General features: G+C 70.8%; 22 protein-coding genes and 1 pseudogene. 10 read left to right on the forward strand and 13 right to left on the reverse strand.

Annotation, left to right across the window (positions count from 1 at the left end; all coding sequences use genetic code 11):
• Positions 1-313: 313 nt before the first annotated feature.
• Positions 314-988 (reverse strand): hypothetical protein, encoded by a 675-nt coding sequence (locus LR393_RS31685; RefSeq protein ID WP_231488885.1) that lies wholly within the window; start codon positions 986-988, stop codon positions 314-316.
• 250 nt (positions 989-1,238) lie between these two features.
• The gene (locus LR393_RS31690; protein ID WP_269328209.1) at positions 1,239-1,532 is read right to left on the reverse strand and encodes a zinc-binding dehydrogenase; all 294 of its coding nucleotides are present in this window, start codon (positions 1,530-1,532) and stop codon (positions 1,239-1,241) included.
• Positions 1,533-1,760: 228 nt separating this feature from the next.
• Here LR393_RS31690 and LR393_RS37295 point away from each other — a divergent pair.
• A pseudogene (locus LR393_RS37295) lies at positions 1,761-1,889 on the forward strand (winged helix-turn-helix transcriptional regulator); the annotation flags it as partial.
• Here the strand turns inward: LR393_RS37295 and LR393_RS31695 are convergent.
• Positions 1,880-2,773, reverse strand: a complete 894-nt coding sequence (locus LR393_RS31695; RefSeq protein WP_231488887.1) for an SDR family NAD(P)-dependent oxidoreductase — start codon at positions 2,771-2,773, stop codon at positions 1,880-1,882. The pseudogene LR393_RS37295 and the gene LR393_RS31695 overlap by 10 nt on opposite strands.
• Positions 2,774-2,864: 91 nt before the next feature.
• On the opposite strand from LR393_RS31695, the gene LR393_RS31700 reads away from it, so the two are divergent.
• Both LR393_RS31700 and LR393_RS31705 read left to right on the forward strand, forming a co-directional pair.
• Positions 2,865-3,926 (forward strand): SDR family oxidoreductase, encoded by a 1,062-nt coding sequence (locus LR393_RS31700; RefSeq protein ID WP_231488888.1) that lies wholly within the window; start codon positions 2,865-2,867, stop codon positions 3,924-3,926.
• Positions 3,923-4,279, forward strand: coding sequence for a hypothetical protein (locus LR393_RS31705; RefSeq protein WP_231488889.1), 357 nt, complete (start codon positions 3,923-3,925; stop codon positions 4,277-4,279). The genes LR393_RS31700 and LR393_RS31705 overlap by 4 nt, the downstream gene beginning before the upstream one ends.
• Positions 4,280-4,513: 234 nt before the next feature.
• Here LR393_RS31705 and LR393_RS31710 read toward each other — a convergent pair whose 3' ends face one another.
• The gene (locus tag LR393_RS31710; protein WP_231488890.1) at positions 4,514-5,305 is read right to left on the reverse strand and encodes a sulfite exporter TauE/SafE family protein; all 792 of its coding nucleotides are present in this window, start codon (positions 5,303-5,305) and stop codon (positions 4,514-4,516) included.
• A 3-nt stretch (positions 5,306-5,308) separates the two neighbouring features.
• Positions 5,309-6,190, reverse strand: a complete 882-nt coding sequence (locus LR393_RS31715) for a Cof-type HAD-IIB family hydrolase (protein ID WP_231488891.1) — start codon at positions 6,188-6,190, stop codon at positions 5,309-5,311.
• A gap of 152 nt (positions 6,191-6,342) precedes the next feature.
• Here LR393_RS31715 and LR393_RS31720 point away from each other — a divergent pair, with 152 nt between their 5' ends.
• The 3 genes from LR393_RS31720 to LR393_RS31730 are packed head-to-tail and all read left to right on the forward strand — an operon-like array spanning position 6,343 to position 7,903.
• Positions 6,343-6,753 (forward strand): hypothetical protein, encoded by a 411-nt coding sequence (locus tag LR393_RS31720; protein ID WP_231488892.1) that lies wholly within the window; start codon positions 6,343-6,345, stop codon positions 6,751-6,753.
• Between the two features lie 35 nt (positions 6,754-6,788).
• Positions 6,789-6,980 carry a hypothetical protein gene (locus LR393_RS31725; RefSeq protein ID WP_231488893.1) on the forward strand — a complete coding sequence of 64 codons (192 nt, stop codon included), beginning with the start codon at positions 6,789-6,791 and terminating at the stop codon, positions 6,978-6,980.
• Between the two features lie 53 nt (positions 6,981-7,033).
• The gene (locus LR393_RS31730) at positions 7,034-7,903 is read left to right on the forward strand and encodes a hypothetical protein (RefSeq protein ID WP_231488894.1); all 870 of its coding nucleotides are present in this window, start codon (positions 7,034-7,036) and stop codon (positions 7,901-7,903) included.
• 33 nt (positions 7,904-7,936) lie between these two features.
• On the opposite strand, the gene LR393_RS31735 is transcribed toward LR393_RS31730, so the two are convergent.
• Positions 7,937-9,106, reverse strand: coding sequence for a hypothetical protein (locus tag LR393_RS31735; protein WP_231488895.1), 1,170 nt, complete (start codon positions 9,104-9,106; stop codon positions 7,937-7,939).
• A gap of 332 nt (positions 9,107-9,438) precedes the next feature.
• Here LR393_RS31735 and LR393_RS31740 point away from each other — a divergent pair, with 332 nt between their 5' ends.
• On the forward strand, positions 9,439-11,769 hold the full coding sequence (locus LR393_RS31740) for an immune inhibitor A domain-containing protein (protein WP_231488896.1): 2,331 nt from the start codon (positions 9,439-9,441) through the stop codon (positions 11,767-11,769).
• 63 nt (positions 11,770-11,832) lie between these two features.
• Here the strand turns inward: LR393_RS31740 and LR393_RS31745 are convergent, their stop codons facing one another.
• The 4 genes from LR393_RS31745 to LR393_RS31760 form a co-directional block, all read right to left on the reverse strand.
• Entirely contained in the window at positions 11,833-12,861 is a 1,029-nt protein-coding gene (locus LR393_RS31745) for a sporulation protein (protein ID WP_231488897.1), read from the reverse strand.
• 314 nt (positions 12,862-13,175) lie between these two features.
• A complete protein-coding gene (locus LR393_RS31750; protein ID WP_231488898.1) occupies positions 13,176-14,525 on the reverse strand; it encodes a mannitol dehydrogenase family protein in 1,350 nt (449 codons plus the stop codon).
• Positions 14,522-16,039: a UxaA family hydrolase gene (locus LR393_RS31755; protein WP_231488939.1), complete on the reverse strand. Its 1,518-nt coding sequence runs from the start codon at positions 16,037-16,039 to the stop codon at positions 14,522-14,524. The genes LR393_RS31750 and LR393_RS31755 overlap by 4 nt, the downstream gene beginning before the upstream one ends.
• Entirely contained in the window at positions 16,036-17,037 is a 1,002-nt protein-coding gene (locus tag LR393_RS31760; RefSeq protein WP_269328211.1) for a LacI family DNA-binding transcriptional regulator, read from the reverse strand. Before LR393_RS31760 ends, LR393_RS31755 begins: the two co-directional genes overlap by 4 nt.
• Before the next feature lie 132 nt (positions 17,038-17,169).
• Between LR393_RS31760 and uxaC the strand changes: the two genes are divergently transcribed.
• Together uxaC and LR393_RS31770 are read left to right on the forward strand one after the other, a co-directional pair.
• Positions 17,170-18,573, forward strand: a complete 1,404-nt coding sequence (gene uxaC, locus LR393_RS31765; protein ID WP_231488899.1) for a glucuronate isomerase — start codon at positions 17,170-17,172, stop codon at positions 18,571-18,573.
• A gap of 18 nt (positions 18,574-18,591) precedes the next feature.
• A complete protein-coding gene (locus tag LR393_RS31770; RefSeq protein ID WP_231488900.1) occupies positions 18,592-20,013 on the forward strand; it encodes a Gfo/Idh/MocA family protein in 1,422 nt (473 codons plus the stop codon).
• A gap of 52 nt (positions 20,014-20,065) precedes the next feature.
• Here LR393_RS31770 and LR393_RS31775 read toward each other — a convergent pair whose 3' ends face one another.
• The 3 genes from LR393_RS31775 to LR393_RS31785 form a co-directional block, all read right to left on the reverse strand.
• Positions 20,066-21,622, reverse strand: coding sequence for a leucine-rich repeat domain-containing protein (locus LR393_RS31775; RefSeq protein ID WP_231488901.1), 1,557 nt, complete (start codon positions 21,620-21,622; stop codon positions 20,066-20,068).
• A 99-nt stretch (positions 21,623-21,721) separates the two neighbouring features.
• Entirely contained in the window at positions 21,722-23,275 is a 1,554-nt protein-coding gene (locus LR393_RS31780; RefSeq protein ID WP_231488902.1) for an alpha-L-arabinofuranosidase B, read from the reverse strand.
• 236 nt (positions 23,276-23,511) lie between these two features.
• Positions 23,512-23,967, reverse strand: a complete 456-nt coding sequence (locus LR393_RS31785; protein ID WP_231488903.1) for an Lrp/AsnC family transcriptional regulator — start codon at positions 23,965-23,967, stop codon at positions 23,512-23,514.
• Positions 23,968-24,070: 103 nt separating this feature from the next.
• Between LR393_RS31785 and LR393_RS31790 the strand changes: the two genes are divergently transcribed.
• Positions 24,071-25,750 (forward strand): alpha-keto acid decarboxylase family protein, encoded by a 1,680-nt coding sequence (locus LR393_RS31790; protein ID WP_231488904.1) that lies wholly within the window; start codon positions 24,071-24,073, stop codon positions 25,748-25,750.
• Positions 25,751-25,784: the final 34 nt, after the last annotated feature.

Raw genomic sequence — 25,784 nt, forward strand, 5'->3', positions numbered from 1 at the left:
GATCTGCGCTAATCGTACGGCGATCTGCGCTAATCGTACGGCGATCTGCGCTAATCGTACGGCACAGCGCTGTTCATCGAGGGGTTGTGCGACGCCTTCGTCCGGGCTCGCTCGAGGAAATAGTCGAATGATTGCTGGACGGAGAAGCAGCAACGCGACGACCACCGCCAGGGCACAGGATGCGAGCGCCGGTGCCGAACTCGGCGGCGCCATTTTCACCGGACTTTCTCAAGCCGCTACCCCGCATTCACCCTGGCCGATCGGCCACATGAATACCGCAGCATCGCTTATTTCCACTCTCGCACCGAAGATATTAATCAGACTCGATTTCTAGCGAGCTTTCTTCAATACTGTTGCGCATGCGGATGAAGTCGGGTTGCAACGTGTCTTTGGCTGCCAGGATGGCGCCGACCGTGCCCCGATCGACCCACACGCACAGGTCCATTGTTGTGCCGATCCAGTCTACGGAACCACACTTTGCCTGCCCCCCGCGCCTTCCCGGGTCCAAGGCAGTAAAGGGCGAGGTAGATATCCCGTCGCGGGACAGCGCATCCGTGAACCGATCAAGGATGCGCCAGTACGTGAAGGGCGATTCATGTTGCGCAGTCGCTGCGAATAAAAATTGATTTTCGTCGGCATTGGTGTAGACGTCAACGTTCGCCGAGGGATATTCCCCAGCAATGGCGCTTTCCACCCGCCTGCCCAACGGATCAACCTGCGCCGCGTAGGCCCGGTCCGTACCGTCGATCAGATGACGAAAGCCCGTCAATGTCTCTGGCGGTAGCGGGATCAGTGCAGAGGCGCGGATGGTGATGACGACGGCACTTGCCATGATTGCCACGCCCGCGACACCCACGAACACGACGGCCGCCGCAACGAGCCATCGCCGGGACTCCGCCCGTGGCTGGGCGGTTTCGCCGTGACGCTCCGTCGTCGGGGCTGGTTCCTCAGGGCTGGACCAGGACATGAATTCCTCCATGTTTGCCACGCCAGACTTCCGTGCCTGGAGGCAATCTGAACGAATGTTCTGAACGTGTGTTCAGGCTAGCACGCGCCTCTTCAGGAGACAGCGCGCATGACAGGTTTGATCGAGGCCCGTGATTCCGGCGGTAGTGGGCTCTCCAGACGTGCAGCGGTACTGATCCGGACCGCAGCGCCATCAAGGCGGAGGCTGGCTCGAACGACGGCCAGCTGCGCGTCCGGCAGGCCAGCGGCGATCGCCGCGCTGCGCTCCACGGTCACCGAGTGGCACCAGTCTCGGCGCGGGCCGCGTCGGCCAAGGGGAAAACCTGGTCCAGCCGACCGCTGTCGACCAGGGCCGCCGGCTGGGTGAGCCCGTGTCCGTCCGGTTCGACGAAAGGCTCCGGCGCCACCCGCACCGAGGCTGCCTGCGCGCATTCGGCGAAACCCGGGGGCCGGCCGGGGGCGACCGCGACGAGGAGACCACCGGGACGCAGCCCGTCCAGTGACCGTAAAGCTTTCTCTGGCTGCGTCATTCCGACGAGATCGAGGACGACGTCGATGGCTTTCATGCCCGTTCGAAGGCCGTCGTGCGCCGATCGATGACGCCGCGCTCTGCCCCTGCCGGGAGGTTCTGGACGTCCTGGTGAGCGAATGACGCGCGCCGGCGCTCGGAGCTCTCGGGTCAGGGCCTCAGCGCTTCGGGGAGCTCCAGCGACGACTGGACGGCGTCGGCCCGCCGGTCCTGACCCGTAACCCTCCGGCAGCTCGAGGGTTACGGGTTCGCCAGTCGCAGGGTCTACCCGGCCGCGCCGTCCCGGGTCGAATACGAGCTCACCGATCTGGGGCGGGGTGCCGGGAAACCCCCGGCCGGACTACGCGGCCGGATCGAGGAGAACGTCGATCTCGTCCGGCCGGCTCACGGATGAACCCCGGCCCCGTCAGCCCCGTCCCCCTCCACGTCCTCGGACGAACGGAACACGTTCCCCTCGCTCTCCGGGCTCGGCTCACGAGCCAGGGCCAGCAGGTTGAACAGCGGGCCGACCAGCACGTCGTAGACCCACGGCACGGCCGTGAAACCGATTCGCATCAGCGGGTTCAGCGGGCCCACGGCGCCACCCCGGCGCTGGCTGTCGACCGTGCGCAGCACCTTGCGGGCGACGGCCTCAGGGCTGAGCACCGGCGGGGGCGGGGAGCCGGCCCGGCCGACGTAGGTGGCGGCCATCCGGTAGATGCGGGTGTCGATGCCGCCGGGCGAGACCAGCGACACGTGCACGCCGGGGGTCTGCCGGGCCTCCTGCTGCAGAGTGCGGGCCAGGCCGTGCACCGCCCACTTCGAGGTGGCGTACGCGCCCATCCGCGGCGCGGTGATCTGCCCGAGCACCGAGCCGATGATCACCAGGCTGCCGTGCCCGGCCGGCTCGAACACCCGCAGACTCTCGCGCGCGACGTTCGCCGTGCCCCGCACCCCCACGTCCACCACGCGATCCCACACCCGCTCCGGGACCTGTGACAGTCGTCCGTAAGCAACGACCGCAGCCGTGTGCACCACCACGTCGAGGCCCCCGAACTCCCGCACCGCCGTATCGACCGCATCGCGCACCGCGGCCGCGTCGCTGACGTCGGTGATGCGGGTGACGGCCTGACCGCCGGCCTGCTCGCAGGCCTGGGCCAGCTCCTCGAGCTTGCCGGCCGAGCGGGCGGTGAGCACGAGCCGGGCGCCGCGCCCGGCGTAGGCCAGCGCGACCGCGCCACCGATACCGCCGCTGGCCCCGGTGATCAGGACGACGGGTGCTGCCTGGGGGGAATTCACCAGGTCAGCGTGACAAGGAACGCCGGGGACGGCGATTCGACCCACCCCCCTCGAGTTGCAGGCGCCCCGGGTGACTGCCTGACTGATCTTCATGCCAGCCGAAACAGGTCACGTCGTCGTCATCACCGGAGCCAGCGCGGGAATCGGCCGGGCCACCGCCGTCGCCTTCGCCGAGCGCGGGGCCAAGGTGGCGTTGCTGGCCCGCGGTCAGGCCGGCCTGGACGGGGCCGCCGCCGAGGTGCGCGCGGCCGGCGGGCAGGCGCTGACGATCAGCGTGGACGTGGCCGACGCCGACGCCGTGCAGCGCGCCGCCGACCGGGCCGAGGCCGAGCTCGGGCCCATCGACATCTGGGTGAACTCGGCGTTCTCGTCGGTGTTCGCACCGTTCAGCGAGATCAGCGCCGAGGAGTTCCGGCGCATCACCGAGGTCTCCTACCTGGGCTTCGTCTACGGCACCCAGGCGGCCCTGCGGCTGATGCGCCCGCGCGACCGGGGCACGGTCATCCAGATCGGCTCGGCCCTGGCCTACCGCGGAATCCCCCTGCAGAGTGCCTATTGCGGCGCCAAGCACGCCATCCAGGGCTTCCACGAGTCGCTGCGCATCGAGCTCATGCACGAAGGCAGTGGCATCAACACCACCATGGTGCAGATGCCCGCCGTGAACACCCCGCAGTTCTCCTGGGTGCTGTCGCGGCTGCCGAAGCAGGCCCAGCCGGTGGCCCCGATCTACCAGCCGGAGGTCGCCGCGCGCGCCGTGCTGTACGCCGCCGACCACCCCCAGCGCCGCGAGTACTGGGTCGGAACCGGCTCCGCGAAGACCATTCTCGGCAACGCCGTGATCCCCGCCGTGCTCGACCGATACCTGGCCCGCACCGGGTTCTCGTCGCAGCAGACCAGCGACCCGCGTCCGCCCGACCAGCCCTCGAACCTCTGGGAGCCGGCCGACGGCGAGGGCGGCAAGGACTTCGGCTCGCACGGCATCTTCGACGACCAGGCCCGGACCTTCAGCAAGCAGCAGTGGGTCGCCCACCGCGTCGGCCCGGTCACCTCGAAGCTCGGCCCGGCCGTCAGCGGCGTCGGCGCCAGCCTGATCGGCTACGGCGACAGCCTGTCCAAGAAGGCCGGTGCCCTGGTCAGCAAGGCCCGCTCGTGAGAACCCAGGCTCTGCTGGGCGGCGGGTTCGGCGCCGCGCTGATCATCCGGCCCCGGACGGTCCTGCGCAGCGTCGGCGCCGACCCGGCCCTGCCCGGCCTGGTCCTCACCACCCGGGTGCTCGGCGCCCGCCATCTGGTGCAGGCCGCGGCCCTCGGGCTGGCACCCGCCCGGGTGGCGCCCTGGGCGGTGCGGGTCGACGGCCTGCACGTCGCCAGCATGCTCGCCCTCGCCGGACTGCCCGGGCTGAACCCCGGCTACCGGCGGGCCGCGCTCGCCAGCGCCGGCGTCGCGACCGCCCTGGGCACCGGGGCCTTCACCACCCACGCCAGGTCGTCGTCCGCCGCAGGGTAAAGAGGTCCGCCGCAGGGTAAAGAGGCAGGAGCCGCACCGACGGCCAGTCGATGCGCAGCCGCCACCGGTTCCCCTCCCGCGGGCGCCCGACATCAAAAGGGTGGACGCCCGCCCGCTCGGCAACCGTGTCGGCATCGGGTGCGGACACGCGTCCCTGGAACGACCCGTAACCGGATCAATGCCCTTCTCGGCCACGAGCACGAGCGCCGGGACGACCGGCTCATCCGGGTGGGCTCAGCTCAGGTTCTCCACCCACACGTCGTGACTCACCTTGACGATCAGGGCCAGGACCACGACGAGGAAGACGGCCCGGATGAACCGGGTACCGCTGGAGACGGCCATCCGGGCACCCAGGTAGCTGCCGCTCAGGTTGGCCACGCCGAGCAGGAGGCCCAGGCCCCAGACCACGGCACCGCTGGGTGCGAAGAACAGCAGCGCACCGATGTTGGTGGCGAAGTTGACGATCTTGGCCTTGGCGCTGGCCTGGAGGAAGTCGTACCCGATCAGGCTGACCAGGGCCATCACCAGGAAGGTGCCGGTACCCGGGCCGAGCACCCCGTCGTAGACCCCGATGGCCAGACCCACCGCCACCGCCGCACGGTAGTGGGCGTGCCCCGAGTAGCGCAGCGCGGTGGCCTGTCCCAGGGCCGGGCGGGCCAGGGTCAGGGCGGCCACCACGACCAGCGCCACCACGATGACGGGCTTGAACACGGCGACGGGCAGCGACGAGGCGATGGACGCCCCGGCGAAACTGCCGACCAGGGCGACAGCCGCCATCGGCAGCGCCGTGCGCAGATCGGGCCGGGCACGGCGGTAGTAGGTCAGCGCGCTGGTGGCGGTCCCGAAGACCGACCCCAGCTTGTTCGTCGCGAGAACCTGCACCGGGGCCAGGCCGGGCACCAGGAGCAGCGCCGGCAGCTGGAGCAGGCCGCCGCCCCCGACGACGGCGTCGATCCAGCCCGCGGCGAACGCGGCCAGCAACAGGAGGGCCAGGGCGGGCAGCCCCAGCTCAGGAGGGAAGAACATCGGTCAGATCCGGCCGTCGGCCAGCAGCGCACCCAGCGTGGTGAGCACGCCGTTCTCGGTGTTGGACGGGGCCACGGCCGCGGCCCGGGCCAGCACCTCCGGGTGGGCGTTGGCCATCGCGAACGACCAGCGGGCGGCGTCGAGCATCTCCAGGTCGTTGAGGTAGTCCCCGAACACCACGGTCTGCTCGCGGGTCACCCCGAGCCGGTCCTGCAGGCGCCGGACCGCGTCGCCCTTGTTGACGCCGGCGGCCATGACGTCGACCCAGTGCTCGTTCGACACCACGACCTGCTGGGTCCGGCGGAACCGCTCCAGCCGGGGCCCGGCCCCGGTCTCGGCGTCGTCGAAGTCGAAGACCGCGATCTTCAGCATCTGATCGTCCACGGCGAGAAGGTCGTCCACGACCTCCAGTGCGGCGTAGTACTTGCGCACCTCGCCCACGAACGGCTCGTCCGTGCGCTCGACGTACGCCGAGCGCTTCCCGCACAGCACCACGCCCAGGTCCAGCTCACCGGCCGCCAGGTCCCGCAGGAGCGCGACCGCGTCCTGCACGACCGCCGGGTCCAGGGTGGTCGAGGCCAGCTCGACGCCCTCCTGCACCACGAAGGTGCCGTTCTCGGCCACGAACGGCATGTCCGCCGGGGCCCTCTCGAAGAGGTTCGCCAGGGTGGCGTACTGGCGGCCGCTGGCGGGGACGAAGACGATGCCCCGCTCGTGCATCTGTTCCAGCAGCGGCCAGAAGCCGGCCGGGATGTTCCCGGATCCGTCCAGCAGCGTCCCGTCCATGTCCGCGACCACCAGCCGCAGGTCGAGGTCTTCCGTCCCGGGCCGGGCGTCGGCCTCCAGGATCGGGGACGCGGGGACAGATCCGGCGGTGCTCGACACTTCACTCCTCGGTACGACGGCAAAGGGCTGGACGGCCAAACTAGTTGCCCGGTGAACGTGTCCGGAGCCCTCCTCGTGGTGGGCCCGGACGTGAGTCCCGTCACCGCCGCGGCTGCGCCATCATGGCTGCCCCCGTTCCTCAGGAGACCTGCATGAGCAAACGCACCCGCACCACGCCCGCGAAGTCGGCCGATGCCGCCCGCTGCACGGTCACGATCTGCCGGGGATGCTGCTGCGGATCGTCGGCCAAGGTCCCCCACCTGGATCATGAGGCCCAGTTCGCCGGCCTGCGCACCTCGCTGGAGTCCGTCGCCCGGATCCGGCGTACCGACTGCCTCGATGCCTGCGAGCGCGCCAACGTCATCGTCGTGCAGCCCTCGGCCGAAGGGCGCCGGGCCGGCGGGCGCCCGGTCTGGCTCGGCCAGGTCAACGATCCGGACGCGGCCGCCGACATCACCGCCTGGGTCGACAACGGGGGCCCCGGCCTGGCCGAACCTCCCGGCGTCATCGATCTGTACCTCTTTCAGCCCTCCCGCCGCGTCCGGCACGAACTCGAGGGCTGAGGCGGCCCTGCCGGCCCGGGGTGAAGAATCTGCCCATGAGTGACACCGCCACGCCGTTCGTCACCTTCACCGACGACGGTCATCCCGCCCGCTTCCATCACCCGGCGCTGCCGGAGCACCCGTTCGTGCTGCAGGAGGGCCGCGACCGCTGGCACACCGCCGAGCACCGCTGCGGCCCGCGCCCGACTGCCACGCGCTCGTCCCGTTCGACAACGCCACCGGGCTGACCCAGACCACCTCGGCCTGGTCCGACTGGTCCGACGGCGCCGAGCGCCTGGCCATGCCCTCCCTGCTGCAGCAGGCCCGGCTGCGGGGCTGGGGAGACGCCGACGCACTGGACGCGGCCCTGCACGGCTGGGCCGCCTACGCCCGGGCCCGGCTGATCACCGCCGACCACGACGTGCTCTGGGGCAGCGACACCCCGCAGGAGAAGATCCGGCTCTACAACTTTCCCTGGATGGCAAGGTTCTTCGCCGACCAGTACGTGCTCTACCGGCAGCCCGGCGACCTGGAACTGGCCGCCACCCTGATCGAGCGCGTCTATCACCTCGGCGCCGACCAGCACCTGCTCATCGGCCATCCCGAGGCTGTGCTTCAGGTCGCGGACCTGCTGCCCGACCAGGCCCGCGCCGACGCCCTGCGCGAGCGGCTGCGCCGGCACGCCCTCAACTTCGCCGACCTGGGTACTGACCTGCCCGCGCACGAGGTCAACTACGAGCAGTCGATGGTCGCTCCCCTGGTCAGCCTGCTGTCCCTGGCCGCCCCCGAGAGCCCCGCCCTGCCCACGGCCCTGCGCTGGCTGCGCGCCTTCGGTGGCCCCCAGCCGCACGTGCGCCTGCACGACATCGGCATCCGGCACTGGGACGGCTACTGGTTCGGCCGAAACCGCCAGTGGGGCGACACCTTCCCGCACTACTGGAGCGTGCTCAGCGCCGTCGCGATGCTGCAGAACCCGCACCGCACACCCGCCGACGAGCAGGCCGCCGACGGCATCTTCCGGGCCAACACCATCGACTTCGCCGACGCCGGCTCGGCCAGCTGCGGTTTCGTCATGCCCAGCTGCGTCGACGGCCGCCCCGCCCACACCGCCGACCCCCTGGCCAACGATCAGGACTGGGCGCTGGTGCTCTGGCTTCGCTCCATCCCCTGATCCGTCAGCGTCCGCCCCGGAACCGCAGCGTCTTCACCAGCCGGCCCCTACCCGGTCAAGGAAGTCCCGGGCCAGGCGGGCGGCGTCCTCCGCCTGATCGGGGCGCACCGGCACCAGCCCGTAGGTCACCCCACCGATCGTGGCCGCCACCGCGCGGGGGAGCACCGCGCTCAGGTGCATGGCAAAAGCATCGCCCAGGCGTTCCTGTTCGTCGGAACCCGTCACGGATCCCACCACCCCGAGCACCAGCAGCGGCGACCTGGCCAGCCCGAGCCGCTCCGGTGCGTCCGTTGCCCCCGCTCCCCCGGTCAGTGCCGTGCCGAGCCGGTCGGTGCGCATTCGGCGCTGGACATCCGCTCCGGACCGCACCCGGAACATATGCAGGGCAACGAGTTTCGCCGCCTCCGGGAACGTCTGACAGCGAGCCTGGTTGAGCGGGCCGGTCACCGTCGCCCAGATCGAGCCGAGCACCTCGTCACCGGCCCGCACCGCGATCGCCAGCCGCGGAATCTGCACGACCCCGGCGAACGTCACCGGGTCGACGAGGATCGGCTCGTGCGAGCGGTGCAGGTCACGGAAGACACCCCTCCGGGCCAGGAGCTCACGCACCGGCTCGGGCACCCGCCGGCCCAGCACCGTCTCCACCCGCGAGGCGTCCGCCTCGTTCTGCCGGCCGGAGAAGACCGAGAGCGACCGACGCCCCGGCAGCTTCCTGGTTCGTCGCGGGTCCAGCAGATCCCAGCGCACCCGGAGCCGGTCCGAGGCGTCGGTGCCGTTGATGTCGTCACCCATCGGCCCGTAGAAGTCGGGCAGGTACTCCACCGCCCGGGCGCCCAGCCTGGCCAGGTCGAAGTAGGCGTTGCGGCCGATCAGCGGGTCGAAGGTCCAGGTGCTCTCGGTGACGCCGCGCGCCGGGGCCCAGTCGCGCTGGCGCATCTTCAGCGCGTGCCCGGCGCCGCGCCCGGCCGGGGTGCCAGCGACCCCGGCGATGTGGCTGTGCCGGCCGGCCTCGGCGGGCGCGTGGAAGAACCCGATGCCGGCGCCGGCCAGAACCGTTCCCGGGAAGGCCCCGGTGACGTAGTGACCGGCCTTGCTCGGCGCGCTCATCAGGTCGATGGTGGCCGGCAGGCGGTCGCCGCCCCCGATCGAGACGAACAGGTCCTCGACCTGGCTCATCTCGGTGAGGCCAACGATCTCGCGCACCTCGGCACCAAGGATGCCCGGCCTGCCGGGCTGTGTCCTCATGTCGCAGAAGGCCAGGAAACCCGGCCCGCCCCTGGTTCGTGCGCCCGGACGAATCCGGCGGCGGGATTCGTCCGGGACGACGACGTCCGCCTCCGGATCACCCTCCACGCCCGGGAGCCGGAACCCGTTCAGCAGGAACAGGACCGGCCGGGCCCGGCGCGGTCGGCGTCCCGTACATCACATTTTCGCGTTATTCACAGTGTTCGCACAGAAAGGGTGGACGTGCGTGGCTAGGTTGACCTTCGTCATCCGCGACATGAGGTCGCGGGATCGACGACACGGAGGTCTGTGTGCGAAGGGTTCTCACGAGCCTGGTGGTTGCTTCAGTGGTATCGGGGGCGGTGCTGGGACTTCCCGGCACCGCGCAGGCAGCCGCCGGGCCGGATCGCCGGCCCACGGGGTCGGACCATCTCACCAGCCCGATGCAGGAGAAGGCCACGACCCTACGGGAGGAGGCGGTCAAGCAGGTGCTGGACGGGGAGGCGACCGTCCAGGAGCGCAACGGCAGCCAGGTGGTGAAACTGGCCGCCGCGGGCGATGACCGGTATGTCGAGCTGTCCCGGCAGCGCACCGACCGGGTCTTCGTGATCCTCGCGGAGTTCGGTAACAAGCGGCACCCGAGTTACCCGGACAAGAACACCGACAAGGCCACGCCGGGCCCGAAGAAGTTCGCCGGGCCGCTGCACAACCAGGTGGTCAAGCCGGGAAAGACCGACAACACCACGATCTGGCGCTCGAACTTCAGCCAGAAGTACTTCCAGCAGCTGTACTTCGGCGTCGGTAAGGGCGTCGAGTCACTGCGGACGTACTACCAGACCCAGTCCTCGGGCCGGTACAGCCTCGAGGGCAAGGTCACCGACTGGGTGAAGCTGCCGTACAACGAGGCCCGGTACGGCCGCTCGGACGGTTATCCGTGCGCGGCCAGCGTCTGCGGCAACACCTGGGCGATGGTCACGGACGCGGTCAAGGTGTGGGTCGCGGCCGAGAAGGCCAAGGGCCGCACCGACGCCCAGATCAAGGCCGAGCTGGCCACGTTCGACCAGTGGGACCGGTACGACCACGACGGGGACGGCGACTTCAACGAGCCGGACGGATACATCGACCACTTCCAGATCCTGCACGCCGGCAGCGACCAGGCCTCCGGCGACGCCACGCAGGGTGAGGACGCGGTCTGGAGCCACCGCTGGTACGTCTCGGCGGCGGACGCCGGGGTCAAGGGCCCGGCCGGGAACCCGCTGGGCGGGACCCAGATCGGCAGCACCGGGATCTGGGTCGGCGACTACACCACCCAGGCCGAGAACAGCGGCCTGAGCACGATCGCGCACGAGTACGGTCACGACCTGAACCTGCCGGACGACTATGACGTCTCCGGCGGCGAGGGCGACCCGGTGGAGTTCTGGTCACTGATGGCCCAGAGCCGGCTCAACGCCAAGGGAGAGGGCCTCGGTACCCGGGCCGGCGACCTCGGCGCCTGGAACAAGCTGATGCTGGGCTGGCTCGACTACACCGTGGTCAAGGCGGCCAAGGGCACGAACAAGGCCGTGGCGCTCGGGCCTTCGGAGTACAACACGAAGCTGGCCCAGGCCGCCCTGGTGGTGCTGCCCCAGAAACAGGTCACGCAGTACCTGGCCGACCCGGTCTCGGGGAAGTACTCCTGGTGGGGTGGGACGGGGAACAACCTCGACAACACCCTGACCCGCACCCTCACCCTGCCCGCGGGCAGCCCTCGCCTGTCGTTCTCGGCGGCCTGGGACATCGAGGACTGCGGGACCGCGGCCTGTGACTACGCCTTCGTCGAGGTCGACGACGGCAGCGGGTTCACGGCCGTTCCGGGCACGATCACCAGCCCGGACGAGGGGAACGGCATCGACGGCTTCAGCGACTGGCGCACCGCCGGTTTCGACCTCTCGGCCTACGCCGGGCAGAAGGTGAAGCTGCGGTTCCGTTACACCACCGACGCCTCCGGCAACGGGGCGACCGGCTCCAAGCCGGCCGGTCTGTTCCTCGACCGGATCTCGCTGAAGGCCGGTAGTACCACGGTGTTCAGCGACGGTGCGGAGACGCTGGACAAGGCCTGGACCGCGAAGGGTTTCAAGCGGTCCACCGGCACCGAGAAGGTCGGGTACGAGCAGTACTACATCGCGGCCAACCGCACGTACGCCAGCTTCGACAAGTACCTGAAGACCGGCCCGTACAACTTCGGCTGGTCGACGAAGCCCAACTACGTGGAGCACTTCGCCTACCGGCCGGGCCTGCTCGTCACCTACTGGGACACCTCGCAGACCGACAACGACGTCAGTGTGCACCCCGGTCGCGGCCGCAACCTCACGGTCGACGCCCACCCCCGGACGCTGTACCGGGTGGACAAGAAGCCGTGGCGCTCGCGCGTCCAGCTCTACGACGCGGCCTTCGGACTCAAGAACACCGGCGCCCTGAGCCTGCACCTCAACGGCAAGGTGTCGAAGATCAAGAGCCTGAAGGGGAACCCGCTGTTCGACGACACGAAGAACTACTACGACTCGGTGAAGCGTGACCACGGCGTGAAGGTCGCCGGATCCGGGGTGAAGATCAAGGTGCTGAAGCAGTCGGGTGTCTCGATGACCATTCGCGTCACCCGCTGAACCACGCGGGCCCGGATCTCCCTGTCACCAGGGAGATCCGGGCCCGCGCGGGTTCAGGCCGGCTCAGTCCTCCTCGCCGCCACCCTCGTCCTCACTGTCGTCCTCGAAGATCTCTTCCATGACCTCGTTGGCCACGTACCCGGCGGCCAGGCCTCCGGCCACACCCATCGCGACGCCACCCAGGCCGCCCATCCCGGAACTGCGGTGCTGGTCGTGGTGGCCGTACTGGCCGTGGCCACCACCGAACCCGGCGCCCCGCCCGTAGGACGGGGCCCCGTACCCGCCACCGAAACCCCCCGAGTGCCCGGCCATACTCTGGCGGCCCTCAATCGCCTGGCGGATCCAGCCGTCGACCGTCCCCGCCCAGTCCGTGGACTCGGCGTCGGCGTGCGACACGGTGTAGCGGCCGTAACTGTCCTGGCCGCTGCGGAACAGGCCGCCGCGCTTGTCCAGCTCCAGCACCACCTGCACGGCGTGCGGGCCGGTGACGAAAGTCAGCTCGACCTCGTTGATCGCGTGCGCGTACTGCTGGGCCGGGAAGAACTCGATCTCCTGGTAGAACGGCAGCGTCTGCTGCGCGCCCATGATCTGCCCGTACTCCAGGTCGGCCGACTTGAACACGAAACCGAGCTTCAGGAAGGCATCCAGGATGCGCTCCTGCACCGGCAGCGCGTGCACCTGGACCGGGTCGAGGTCACCCTTGTCGACGGCCCGGGCGATGGCCACCTCGGTGCGCACGCCCATCACCATGCCGTGCAGCGACTGCCCGTAGACCGCCGTGATCGGGGTCTCCCAGGGCAGCACGATCTGAAAGGGCAGGGACAGGTTCTGGCCCTCGGCCAGGCGCATCGGGCCACTGACCGCCACCCGGTGGAACTCCCCGACGGCGTCCCGGTCGCCGTGACCCGACTCGATCTCCATCCGCGTGATCAGGCCGAGATTGATGTGCTCGATCTGCACGTCGGCGCCGCCGCCGACGAGGTTGACCTGCCCGGTCAGGATGCCACCGGGCTGGGCGCCCGGCTGGGACAGCACGGTGTCGACCTTCGGACCGCCGACCCCGAGAGCACCCAGCATTTTCTTGAAGACCACGTCATTGCTCCTGCGGTGAGAGGAGACGGTAGTAAATCATGATCAACCCGGCCCCCAAGTGACACGATCTGCCAGTCGCACTCACTCAATACCGCACCCAGAGCGCTATTTTGCCCGCCTGCACACCGTCCAGCACAGTACGGTGCGCCTCCGGCAGAAAGACGTCCGGGGCACCCAGCGGCTCCTCCGGCTGGGCGAGGGTCCGGGCCCAACCTCCGCGACCCGGCGACCCGGCGACCCGGCGATCCGGCGATCCGGCGCGAATTCGGCGACCTGCGGGACAGCCGGGTGGACGAGTCGGCGCGGCCTCTGGCTCAGGCGGTTTTTACGACCGGCTGACGGCTCACCTCGGCCACCCTCTCCGTCAGGCAGGTCCGGAAGTCCTGGTCGTCGCGCAGGTCCGGACCGAAGACCAGGTCCAGTCCCAGCAATGACTCCACCAGACCGGTGGGACGGGCCACGGCCTCGCGCAGAGCCTGCGCGTGCGGATCGTCCAGCGGTAGAACACCCTCCTGGCAGGCCTTCCCGACGTAGACCATCCAGGCCGCGACCCCGAGCACCGCGCCCTGCGGCATCCGGCCCGCGGCACGCGCGTCGCGGATCGTGCCCAGCAGCCGGGGGCCGAGTTTCAGGCTCCCGTCCATCGCGACCTGCGTGGTCAGATGCGGCAGCGCGGGATTCGTGAACCGCTCCAGCACCGTGCGGCCGTAGTCGAGCACCTCCAGCCCGTCGGACGCCAGGGTGGGAGCGACGTCCTGCTCGATCAGCCGCCAGGCCGCCTGCGCCAGATCGTCGTCGGAGGCCGCCTGCGCGATCGTGCGGTAGCCCCGCAGGGCTCCGAGATAGGCCAGCAGTGAATGGCTCCCGTTCAGCACCCGGATTTTGCGGCGCTCATAGGGGGCCACGTCGGCCACCAGCTCGGCCCCGGCCTTCTCCCAGGCCGGCCGCCCGGCGGCGAAGTCGTCCTGGATCACCCACTGCCGGAACGGTTCCGCGACCACCAGCCCGGCGTCCTGCGCCCCCAGCCGCGCCCCGGCCTCGGCCCGGTCGGCGTCGGTGGTCGCCGGCACGATCCGGTCGACCATCGAGCAGGGATAACGGACGTTGTTCTCCACCCAGTCGGCCAGGTCACCGGAGAGGTTCTCACGCACCAGGTCACGCAGCACCTCACCGTTGCCGTTGAGGTTGTCGCAGGGCAGGACGGTGAGGGGACCGGCATCCCGTTCCGCCCGCGCGCCAAGGCCTGTTATCAACCGGTCCAGGGCACCGCCGGGCCCGGACCGGTAGCCCTTCTCGGTGATGGTCAGGGTCACTACGCGCACGGCCGGGTCGGCGAGACGGGCGATCAGGCGGCCGGTCTCGGTACGACCGTCGACGACGTCGCGAATCTGGCCGATGATCTCGAGCCGGGTCTGCGAAGGCCCCCGCTCCATCACCGAGTACAGGCCTCCCTGCGGGCGCAACTGCTCCACCACGGTCGCCGACCGCTGGGTGGCGCCACAGATCCCCCACTCGCCCGCGTCGTCCACCATCTGGGTGTAGACGGCCTGGTGAGCGCGGTGGAAGGCACCCAGGCCCAGGTGCACGATGCCCACCGGGGCCTGCGGCCCGAACGGGCGCCGGGGTGTGCCCGCCGGAGCCGATTCCGGTGAAAGCCGTTTCACAGCACCGCCCCGATCTGCCAGGGCACGATCTCTTCCTGGCCCGCGCCGAGTTCCTCGCTACGGGTGGGTTCGCCGGAGGCCACCGCGATCATCCGGTCGTAGATGCGCCGCCCCACCTCGGCGACGTCGGTGCCCTCCTCCACGATGTCCGAGCAGTCGATGTCGATGTCGTCGGCCATGGTGCGGGCCAGGTGCGCGTTGGTGGCGAGCTTCAGCGTCGGGGCCGGGCGGCTGCCGAGCACCGAGCCCCGCCCGGTGGTGAAGCACAGCACGTTCGCTCCCCCGGCGACCATGCCGGTGACCGAGACCGGGTCGTAGCCGGGGGTGTCCATGAACACCAGCCCGGGCCGCGGCACCTGCTCGGCGTACCCGACGACGGCCGACAGCGGGCTGTGCCCGGCCTTGGCCACCGCGCCCAGCGACTTCTCCAGGATGGTGGTGATGCCCCCGGCCTTGTTGCCCGGCGAGGGGTTGCCGTCCAGCGTCGTACCGAGCGAGGCGGTGTACTCGCGCCACCACTCGATGCGCCCGCGCAGGTCGCCGGACACCTCCTGGGTCAGCGCGCGCCGCATGAGCAGCATCTCCGCACCGTAGATCTCGGGCGTCTCCCCCAGGATACTCGTGCCTCCGGCCGCCACCAGCAGGTCGCTGGCCACGCCGAGCGCCGGGTTCGCGGTCAGCCCCGACCAGCCGTCCGACCCGCCGCACTGCAGCCCCAGCACCAGGTGCTCGACCCCGGCCTCGCGCCGTTGCGTCGGCGCCAGCGCGGCGGCCAGGTCCCGCACCACACCGGCGCCCTTGGCGACCGCCGCCCTGGTGCCCCCGGCGTCCTGAATCGTGAAGGAGACCAGCGGAACTTCCGGCGAGAGGTCGAGATCGGCCAGCACGCCCGTCATCTCGTTGATCTCGCAGCCCAGGCCGACCACCACCAGCCCACCGATGTTGGCGTGGCGCGCGTAGCCGGTCAGGGTGCGGCGCAGGAGGTCCCAGCCCGGGCCGCGGTTCGCCATCCCGCAGCCGGTGCCGTGGGTCAGGGCCACCACCCCGTCCACCCGGCCGCCGGTCTGCTCGCGCACGTCGTCGTCGGTGCGGCGGGCGATCGCCTTCGCCACCCCGGCCGAGCAGTTCACCGTGGTCAGCACCGCGATGCTGTTGCGGGTGCCGACCCGGCCGTCGGCGCGGTGGTACCCGGCGAAGGTGCGGCGCAGCCCGGCCGGCAGATCCATCACCGTGCCCTGGCCGATCACCCCCGCCTGGGCGGCGCCGCCGTCGACGAAGGCCAGGTTACCGGTGTGCAGGTGCGAGCCGGCCGGTACGGCGCGCGTGGTCACGCCGATCACCTGGCCGTACTTGTGCACCTCGGCCCCGGAGGGCAGGTCGCGCAGGGCGGTCTTGTGGCCGGCCGGGATCGGGTCGAGGGCGGCCAGGCCGGGGCTCAGCCGGTCGCCGGGCCCCACCTCCCGGCGCACGATCGCCACGTCGTCGTCGGGGGCCAGTCGCAGCAGGAGGCTCACGTCGGTGTCCCATCGTCGGGTCGGGGTGCCCCGGTCGAGCCACGCACCTGGAGGGTGGTCGGGACCCGTTGCTGACGGGCGCGCGGCGCCGGGTCGGCCAGCTGGGCCAGGAGCAGGTCGACGGCCGCCCGCCCGGCCTCGCCCAGCGGCATGCCCACGGTGGTGAGCGAGGGGCGGATCATGCCGGCCATCGGGATGTCGTCGAAACCGGTGACGCTGAGCCGGCTGGGCACCGGCACCGACCGCTCGGCCAGGGCCTGGCACAGACCGATCGCGACCAGGTCGTTGTAGGCGATCACGGCGGTCACCGGCGCCGCCAGCACGGCGTCGGCGCAGGCCTGACCGCCGTCGTAGGTGGGTGGGACCGGCCCCAGTTCGTGCAGCTCGACGCTCTCCTGGAGGCAGCCCACCCGCACGCCGCGCAGGCGCTGCGCCCCCGACCAGCTATCGGCCGGGCCACCGATGTAACCGATACCGCGGTGGCCGAGCCCGGCCAGGTGGGTGACCAGGCGGATGGCGCCGTCCACGTCGGCGAAGGTGACCGACGAGGCCTCGGGCAGCGCCCGGTTCACCAGCACGGTCGGCACCAGGCCGATCGCCTCGCGCAGCGCGCCCGGGCGCATCCGGGGCGAGCACAGCAGCATCCCGTCGACCTGCTTGGCCAGCTGGCGCACCAGCTCCGGCTCGGCCGCGGCGTTCTCGTCGGTGTCGACGACGAACAGCTGGTAGTCGGACTCCAGGGCGCGGGCCTGGATGCCCTTGACCAGGCCGGGGAAGAACGGGTTGGCCAGGTCGGGCACCAGCAGGCCGAGATTGCCCGTGCGCCCGGTGATCAGGCCGCGGGCGGCGCGGTTGGGCCGGTAGCCGAGCTGGTCGGCCAGGGCCAGCACCCGCCGGCGGGTGTTCTCGTCCACCTTGCCCGGCACCGTCAGTGCCCGGGAGACCGTCGACGCCGAGACCCCGGCCGCCCGGGCCACGTCGCGGATCGTCACCGCCATCAGGCACCTCCTCAGCACCGATCATGCCTCAGCCCCGGCCAAGCTGCAATCGTTTGCACGACCGGCGGCAGTTAACCGGCCGATTCCGGAAACAAGTCTTGACATCGATCTTTCAGATGCAATCGTTGGCGGATGGCGACGACGCTGACCCTGCATCCCGACCGCGCTCTCCCCGCCGACCCGACCGTCCGGGCCCTGGCCCGCACCCTCTACGCGCAGACCGCGTCCCTCCCCCTGGTCGGCATGCACGGGCATGTCGAGGCGCAGGCCCTGGCCGACGACGCGCCGTTCGGCGACCCGGCCTCCCTGCTGGTCACGCCCGACCACTACGTCACCCGCATGCTGTACTCGCAGGGGGTGGCGCCGCACCGGCTCGGCGTGGGGGAGCCGGCCGCCGGGCCCCGCGACATCTGGCGCACGTTCTGCGAGCACTGGCACCTGTTCCGCGGCACCCCCTCGCGGTACTGGCTGGAGCACGAGCTGGTCGAGGTCTTCGGCGTCACCACCGTGCCCTCGGCGCAGACCGCCGACACCCTCTACGACCAGATCGCGGCGGTGCTCGACGATCCCGCCTTCCGCCCCCGGACCCTGCTCGACCGTTTCCACATCGAGCTGATCGCCACCACCGATGCCGCCACCTCCCCCCTGGACCACCACGCGAAGCTGGCCGCCGACGGTTTCGGCGAGCGCGTCGTCCCCACGTTCCGCCCCGATGCCGTCACCCACCCGGCCCGATCGTCCTGGGCGGCCGACGTGGCCGAGCTGGGCCGGGTCGCCGGGGTCGACACCGGTGACTACGCCGGCTACCTGGAGGCCCTGCGCCGGCGCCGGGCCGCGTTCGTCGAGGCGGGTGCCCTGGCCACCGACCACGGTCACCTCAGCGCCGACACCACCCCGTTGAACCCGGACGAGGCGGCGCGCATCTACCGGGACGCGCGCAACGGCGCGACCGCCGGGGCCGACGCCTTCTCCGGGCACATGCTGCACGTGATGGCCGGGATGTCGGCGCAGGACGGGCTGGTGATGCAACTGCACCCGGGGGTGCTGCGCGACCACCACCGCGCCGCGGCCGCCGCGTACGGGCCCGACCGGGGCTGGGACATCCCGGTGGGCACCGAGTTCACCCGCTCGCTACGGCCCCTGCTGGACGACTTCGGCATGCACCCGGGGTTCCGGCTGATCCTCTTCACGGTCGACGAGACCAGTTACAGCCGGGAGCTGGCGCCGCTGGCCGGTGTCTACCCGAGCGTGCGACTGGGAGCGCCCTGGTGGTTCCTCGACAGCCCGCACGCCATGCGGCGTTTCCGTGAGGCCGCGACCGAGACCGCGGGGTTCTACAACACCTCCGGGTTCGTCGACGACACCCGCGCCTACGCCTCGATCCCGGCCCGGCACGACCTGTCCCGGCGGATCGACGCCGGCTACCTGGCCACGCTGGTGGCCGAGCACCGGCTGTCCGAGGAGGAGGCCGCGCAGACCGCGGTCGATCTGGCGTACCACCTGCCGAAGCTCGCCTACGCCCGCCGGTCCGCCTGAACCTCAGGAGAAATCCTCGTGTCTGTCGACCAGAACCCCACGGCGCCGCGACCGCCGTCCAGCCGCAGCACCACGGCCTCGGCGAGCGTGATCCCGGATTTCGACCCGGTGCCGCCCGGGCGCCCGCGCCGCCGGTACGCGGTCGTGGGCACCGGCCACCGCGCCGGTCTGTACATCGAGGCGCTGCGCGGCGAGCACGCCGACGTCGGCCAGATCGTGGCCTGGTGCGACCCGAACCCCGGCCGCATCGACTACTACGACGAGCAGGACGGGCTGCCCCGGTTCCGGCCCGATCAGCTCGAGGAGATGGTGGCGCGGTGCCGGGTCGACGTCGTCATCGTCACCACGCCCGACCTGCACCACGCCGAGATGGTCGACCGGGCCCTGCGGGCGGGGGCCGACGTGGTGGTCGAGAAACCGCTGACGATCGACGCCCCGGGGTGCCGGCGCATCACCCGGGCCGTGCGCGAGACCGGCCGGGACGTCGTGATGACGTTCAACTACCGTTACGCGCCGCGGAATTCGAGCCTGCGCGAGGTGATCGCCGCCGGGCTCGTCGGTGAGGTGACGAGCGTCCATTTCGAGTGGGCGCTGGACACGGTGCACGGCGCGGACTACTTCCGTCGCTGGCACCGGGACAAGGCCAACTCCGGCGGCCTGCTCGTGCACAAGTCCAGTCATCACTTCGACCTGGTCAACTGGTGGCTGAACGACGTGCCGGAAAGAGTTTTCGCCCTGGGTGGCCTGCGGTTCTACGGGGACGGCGCGGCCGCGCAGCGAGGGCTGGGCGACCGGCCGGAGCGCGGCACCGGCACGCCGGGCGACCCGTTCTCGCTCGACCTGCGCGACGACCCCCGGCTGAAGGCGCTGTACCTGGACGCCGAGCACCACGACGGCTACCGGCGCGACCTCGATCCGTTCGCCCCCGGGGTGAGCATCGAGGACAATCTGTCGCTGCTCGTCGAGTACGCCGGGGGTGCCGCCCTGACGTACTCCCTCAACGCCCACTCCCCCTGGGAGGGCTACCGGGTGACCGTGAACGGCACCGCCGGCCGGGCCGAGCTCGAGGTCATCGAGCGAAGTTTCGTCGAGCTGGACGTGAACGGCCGGGTGGTGCTGGACCCCTCGGCCACACCCGGGGCCACGGCTGACGACGGCCTGCGGCCGCAGCGCGACCGCCTGGTGGTGCAGCGTCACTGGGAACGGCCGCAGGAGTATGCGATTCCCGACGGGATCGGTGGGCACGGCGGTGGGGACGCGATCCTGCTCAAAGACGTCTTCCGCCGTGACCTGCGCCGGGGCTCCGACCCCCGGGCCCGCGCCGCCGGCTGTCTCGACGGGGTCCGGGCCGTGGCCGTCGGCATCGCCGCCAACCGATCCCTGCAGACCCGCCTGCCCGTCGACGTGACCGACCTGGAACTCGGGGTGGACCTGGTATGAGCCTGGATCCGGTGGTCGAGGAGAGACTGCGTGGTCCGGGCCGGGTGTCGTCCTAGGCGAAACCGCCGACGTGCACGCCCTTGTCCCTGAGGCCGGCCAGTCCGGAGAGGTTCGCCGGGTCGCTGCCTTCCAGGTCCAGTCCCCTCAGGGCGGGCAGGCGGGTCAGCGGTGTCAGGTCGCGCACCGGGTTCCCGCCGAGCCAGAGTTCGTCGATCCCCTTCAGCGTGGCCAGACCGGAAGCGGTGCGGATCCGGTTCCCGGAGATGTTCAGCATGTGCAGGAGCGGCAGCCCGGCCAGGGGTTTCACGTCACTGACCCGGTTGTCCCGGAGCGTCAGGCGGTACAGGCCGCTCATCCCGGCCAGGGGGTCGAGCGCGGTGATCCGGTTCCGGCTCAGGTCGACCTCGGTCACGGCGGTCAGGCTCGACAGAGGCGTCAGATCGGTGATCCGGTTGCCGGACAGACCCAGATCGGTCAGTCCTTTCAGCCCGGCGAGCGGGGTCAGGTCGTCGATCCGGTTGCTGGACAGTCCTAGGTTGCTCAGGCCGGTGAGACCGGCCAGCGGGGTCAGATCCCGGACGCGGTTGCCGGTCAGCGTCAGACTCGTCAGTGACGGCGTGTACTCCAGGGGCGACAGGTCGCTGATCTCGTTGGTGCGCAGGTCCAGCGAGGCCAGTTGCGGTAGGTGCTCGATCCCCTCCAGCCTCCGGATCCGGCCCGCGGTGTTGCGGTCACCGTTGCAGTCGAGGTCGAAGAGGTTCTCCAGGTCGTGTTCCGTGGTCGGGTCGTCCGCGTCCGGCAGACCGAGGCCCGTGGCCACACAGCCGGCCAGGGCCGGGTCCTCGAACAGGTCCGACACAATCACCCGCTCGCCGAACCGGTGGTAGGCCCAGACCCCGGCCCCGGCCACCAGGGCCAGAACGATGCCGGTGGACGCCAGACGCGTCAGGAACGGTCGGCCCACCGGGTCGGTGGGACGCTGGGCGGCCGGTTCCCCGGGCCCCCGCCGTACCGCCACGGCCACGAACAGCAGCGTCGCGAATCCCTCCAGCGCGGCCGCGGCCATCAGGTCGTTCTCGATCGTGCCGCCGTAGTAGTGCAGGCTCCTGACCGAATAGCCCAGCAGGGCCAGGGCGAACGTTCCGGAGGAGAACGCGGTGAGGACGATGGCCGCGACCCCGATCACGCGGTCGCCCGTGCGCTGCGCGGCACCGGCCAGCAACAGCGCGAACCCGATGAGGAGGACCCAGGCCGGAGCCCTCAGCCCGGCGGCGTTCGTGACCTCCTGGTCGAGCGGGAAGTCGTCCTGCAGCACGCCGAGCAGCTCCCAGCGCCAGGACAGGTACACGCCGGCCGCGAACACGGCCGTCCCGACCGGGATCGCGGCCCGGCCCCAGGCGTCCCGCGTGCGAGCGTTGCCCGCCCGGACCAGGGCCAGCAGGGCCGGCGTGCACCCGAAGGCCGGCACCAGCGCGAGCATGATCGGCAGGAACTCCTGGGACCGGCGCAGATACAGCGCCATCAGCACCGACACCACGGCCGTCAGGGCCGCTGCCCCCGGTGGTCCGGACCATGACCGATAGTTCGCGAAGAACCGGATTGCTGCCATGAGCGGCAGTCTGGCGCGCCCACCGGGGCCGGCTGCCGGAAAGGTGTGGAGATCCTGTGAAGATCTCCACACCTTTCCCCGGGCATCCCCGTCAGATCCTCATGGGGCCAGCCCGGAGGCCACCACCCAGCTCACGTCGTCCGGCCACAGCGACGCGGCGTCGAAGGTGTGCACCCCGCCGTTGCTCGCCAGGTAGACGTTGTAGTTGTAATGGCGGATGTCGCGCGTGCGGTAGTTGAACGACCGGAATGTGGTGCCCTGGCCGCTCTTACCGGTCTGCTGGCAGAACGTCGCGTCCTGGGCGAACAGCGCGGTGCCGTTGCTGGCGGCCAGACCCAGCTGGAAGTCCGAGTGCCGCAGGTAGCTTCCGGCCGTGTCCTTGGACTCGAACGAGACGCACTCACTGTTGGCCAGACCGGCCCGCACCGTCCAGGTGGCCTGGCCCCGGGCGGCCGCGGCGCTGGAAGAACTCACCGGGGCGAGTGACACCGTGGCCCCCGCGTGCGAGATGTAGCGGTCGGTGACGCCGGAGGTGGTGGCCCGCAGCGACACCGCCGAGCCGACCGTGGGTTTCGTGCCGCTGGTGATCGCCGTGGTGGCGTAACCGGCGGCCGCGATGTTGGCCTGCACCGCGTTCTCGGTCGCGGCCGTCGGATAGCCCGTCGTCATCACGCCCTCGTAGAAGGTGCCCTGGGCCGAGACGCTGTTGTCACCGCCGATACCGAGGATGATCGCGCCCTCCTTGTGCATCGGGTTGTACCCGGCCACGGCGGGCCGGGCGCCCTCGTAATACGTGGACAGGGCGCCGGACTGGGCGTTGCCACCCCGGATCGCCCACTGGTTCGCCTTGCCCTTGACCACGGCCGTGGTGAACCGGTGGGTGATGGTCGGGTCGCCGGCGTTGTTGCCCGCGGACTGCCCGGAGAACAGGCCGTTCTCGAGGTCGGCCATGATCCAGGGGCCGCTGCCGGCACCGGAGCCCCAGCCGGTGCTGTTGCCGAAGTAGATGGCCTCCATGTGCCCGTTGCCGGTGTCCAGGCTGTTGGTCTCGGCATTGCCGTAGTCGAAGCAGCAGCCCCCGTTGTAGTGGGTGCCGTCGATGACCGCGTACATGCCCTCGGCCGCGTCACCGGTGGCGATGCCGCTGGTGCTGTTGTTCCGGTAGCCGGTGCCCGGTGACACGAAGACGCCGTAGGCCTTCTGGCCCCCGACGGTCACCGGGGCCGCGTCGGCTCCGGCCAGGTTGTCGTACCCGTTGACGTCGGGCCCCTGGAACCCGCCGGGAGGCGCCTGGGTGAGGTGGTTGCCGCGGCCGGACTGGTCGTAGATCTTCGTGATCAGGCAGGTGGTGCCCGCGCAGAAGGTGTCTTGCGCGGCGGCGTTCGCCACCCCGCCCGCGGCCAGCGGGGAGATGTCCCGGGTGGTGCCGTCGGAGGCCCGTTTCACCTGGTAAAGAGCACCGTTGTAAGCGCCGTAGAGGGCTCGGGTGGTGCTGTGCGCGGCGACACAGGCGGTGCCGCCCGAGGCGTAGAGGTCGCAGGGGCCGGTGCCGGCGGCCTGGGCCCCCGTCGCGGGCAGGGCCAGACCGGCCAGGGCCAGCAGGGCGGCGGAGGCCAGCAGGAGGGCAGGCCTCAGAGGTGAGCGTGTTCGCATGGGTATCCATTCCTGTGCGGCGTTGCAGGGGAATGACAGCTGTGTGCGCACACAGGCGACCCGGCCCGGTCAGGGATGGGCGGCCGGTCCAGAGTAACGCTCACATCGGACGCCGATACGTCCGGTTTGCGCGATGGCGACCAGCGGTCGTCCTCTGCCGTTCCACCTTGTCCCACTGGCCAATTCGTCGGACGAACCGGCGGGCAGACCATTCGGCTCTGCGATGTTAACGTTCACTACTCGAGCAGGTGGTCCATGCGGTAGGGCAGCAGTTCACGCAGAACGATAGACGTGGCCGTGCGCCGGATCCCGCGGCACCGCATCAGTTGCTGGGTGATCGAGTAGAGGTGGTCGGGGTCGCGCGCCGCGACCTGGATCATCAGGTCGGCCTCACCGGAGATGCCCAGGCACTCGATCACCTCCGGGATCTTCGAGAGGTCGGCCAGCAGCCCCTCGAACTCGCTCTGCTCGACCCCCGCCGTCACCATCGCGCGCATGGGCAGCCCCACCCGGGCCGGCGCCACGCGCGTGGAGTTGGCCCGCAGCGCACCGCTCGCGGCGAGCTTGTCCAGGCGGGTGTGCACGGTGCCCCGGGCCAGGCCCAGGTCCATGGCGAGCTTGGCCACGGTGGCGCGCTGGTCGTGGTCCAGAGCGCGAAGAATCCGCCGGTCCGTGTCGTCGAGGATGAACACATCGATCACTCTACGCAGGTGTTCGCGGCGCCGATTGATCGGATCGACCGGTGTCAACGGTGTCACTTGCTCAAAGTGACCGCGATGCCGTGTCATCGCAGTCATGACGTCCACGACTGCACGGCCCAATGTCAGCGTCGGCGGCTACCTCGCCCGCCGCCTGGAGCAGCTCGGCCTGGAGCACCTGTTCGGTCTGCCCGGCGACTTCAACCTGGCCCTGCTCGACGAGATGCTCGCCACGACGAACCTGAACTGGGTGGGCTCCGGCAACGAGCTGAACGCCGGCTACGCGGCGGACGGCTACGCGCGCCTGCGCCGGGGCCCGGCCGCCTTCGTCACCACGTTCGGCGTCGGGGAGCTGTCCGCCGTCAACGCCCTGGCCGGCAGTTTCGCCGAGGACGTGCCGGTCGTGCACATCGTCGGGCTGCCCTCGACCACGGTCATCAACCACGGCACGCTGGTGCACCACTCGCTGGCCGACGGCGACTTCGGGCACTTCGTGCGGATGGCCGCGGAGGTCACCGCCACCGCCGTCGTCGTGCGCGCCCACAACGCGGCCACCGCCATCGACCAGGCCCTGCTGACCGCCGTCGGCTCGTCGAAGCCCGTCTACCTGGGCATCCCCGCCGACGTCGCCGTCGCCCCGATCTCGGCCACGCCCCTGTCCCGCCCCTTGCGGGTCCTGCGCAGCGACCCGGCGGCCGCCGAGGACTTCCGCGACGCGCTCACCGAGTTCCTCGGCGGGGCGGCCGAGGTCACCGTGCTGGCCGGCCCGCGCCTGTACCGGCGGCAGCTGGAGCAGCGCATCCGGGCTATCGCCGCCCAGAACGGCGTGCGCATCGCCACCCAGTCGGCATCCAAAGCCCTTCTCGACGAATCACATCCGGCCAATCTCGGGGTATATGCCGGCGCCTTCACCGACAACGCCGAGACCCGCCGGCACATCGACGAGGCCACTCCCCTGGTGCTCTCGGGCGTCGTGCTCACCGACTTCCTGACCGGCTCCTTCACCCACGGGTTCGACCCCGAGCACGCCGTCGACCTCCAGCTCGACCACGCGCGCATCGCCGGGAACGCCTTCTACGGGCTGTATCTGGAGGAGTCGCTGCGCATCCTCGAAGAGGTGCTGGAGTCCCGCGCACCGCGACCGGCGCCCCTGCCGCGCCGCCCGGTACCCGCGGCCTGTGTCCACGAACCGGCCGACCCGCGGGGACAGCTCACCCACGCCGACCTGTGGCCCCTGCTGCAGGACCACCTGGCACCCGGCACCCTGCTGGTCGCCGAGGCCGGCACCTCCTTCTACGGCGCCCTGGAGATGACCCTCCCCGACGGCTGCGACCTGCTCGGCCAGCCCGTCTGGTCGTCCATCGGCTACACCCTGCCCGCCACCGTCGGCGCGATGCTGGCCGAACCCGACCGCGAGACCGTGCTGGTCATCGGCGACGGCTCGGCCCAGCTGACCATCCAGGAACTCGGCCGGCTGCTGGCCCTGGGCCTCAAGCCGACCATCCTGCTGATCAACAACAACGGCTACACGGTCGAACGGGCCATCCGCAGCCCCGAGGCCGCCTACCAGGACATCGTCGCGTGGAACTGGACCAGCCTGCCCGCCGCCCTGGGCGCCCCGACCACCCCGGTGTACCGGGTCGACACCCCGGCCGCCCTCGTCGAGGTGCTCGAAAAGGTGCGCGCCGAGACCGATCAGGCCGCCCTGGTGGAGGTCGTCCTGCCCCGCGACGACGCCCCGGAGTCCCTGCTGCACATCGCCCGCTCGGTGCGCTGAGGTCAGCTTCGCCGAGAGCAGCCCGCCTCCATCC

The sequence above is a fragment of the Kineosporia mesophila genome, from assembly GCF_021129235.1.
Lineage (GTDB): Bacteria > Actinomycetota > Actinomycetes > Actinomycetales > Kineosporiaceae > Kineosporia > Kineosporia mesophila.

What these genes read in the sequence shown, in the direction of transcription:
- LR393_RS31760 (WP_269328211.1), bottom strand. Translation starts at nt 17,037, where the DNA reads ATGGCGGTGACGATCCGCGACGTGGCCCGGGCGGCCGGGGTCTCGGCG.
- LR393_RS31690 (WP_269328209.1), bottom strand. Translation starts at nt 1,532, where the DNA reads ATGAAAGCCATCGACGTCGTCCTCGATCTCGTCGGAATGACGCAGCCA.
- LR393_RS31720 (WP_231488892.1), top strand. Translation starts at nt 6,343, where the DNA reads ATGAGCAAACGCACCCGCACCACGCCCGCGAAGTCGGCCGATGCCGCC.
- LR393_RS31780 (WP_231488902.1), bottom strand. Translation starts at nt 23,275, where the DNA reads ATGCGAACACGCTCACCTCTGAGGCCTGCCCTCCTGCTGGCCTCCGCC.
- uxaC (WP_231488899.1), top strand. Translation starts at nt 17,170, where the DNA reads ATGGCGACGACGCTGACCCTGCATCCCGACCGCGCTCTCCCCGCCGAC.
- LR393_RS31700 (WP_231488888.1), top strand. Translation starts at nt 2,865, where the DNA reads ATGCCAGCCGAAACAGGTCACGTCGTCGTCATCACCGGAGCCAGCGCG.
- LR393_RS31725 (WP_231488893.1), top strand. Translation starts at nt 6,789, where the DNA reads ATGAGTGACACCGCCACGCCGTTCGTCACCTTCACCGACGACGGTCAT.
- LR393_RS31710 (WP_231488890.1), bottom strand. Translation starts at nt 5,305, where the DNA reads ATGTTCTTCCCTCCTGAGCTGGGGCTGCCCGCCCTGGCCCTCCTGTTG.
- LR393_RS31730 (WP_231488894.1), top strand. Translation starts at nt 7,034, where the DNA reads ATGCCCTCCCTGCTGCAGCAGGCCCGGCTGCGGGGCTGGGGAGACGCC.
- LR393_RS31790 (WP_231488904.1), top strand. Translation starts at nt 24,071, where the DNA reads ATGACGTCCACGACTGCACGGCCCAATGTCAGCGTCGGCGGCTACCTC.
- LR393_RS31775 (WP_231488901.1), bottom strand. Translation starts at nt 21,622, where the DNA reads ATGGCAGCAATCCGGTTCTTCGCGAACTATCGGTCATGGTCCGGACCA.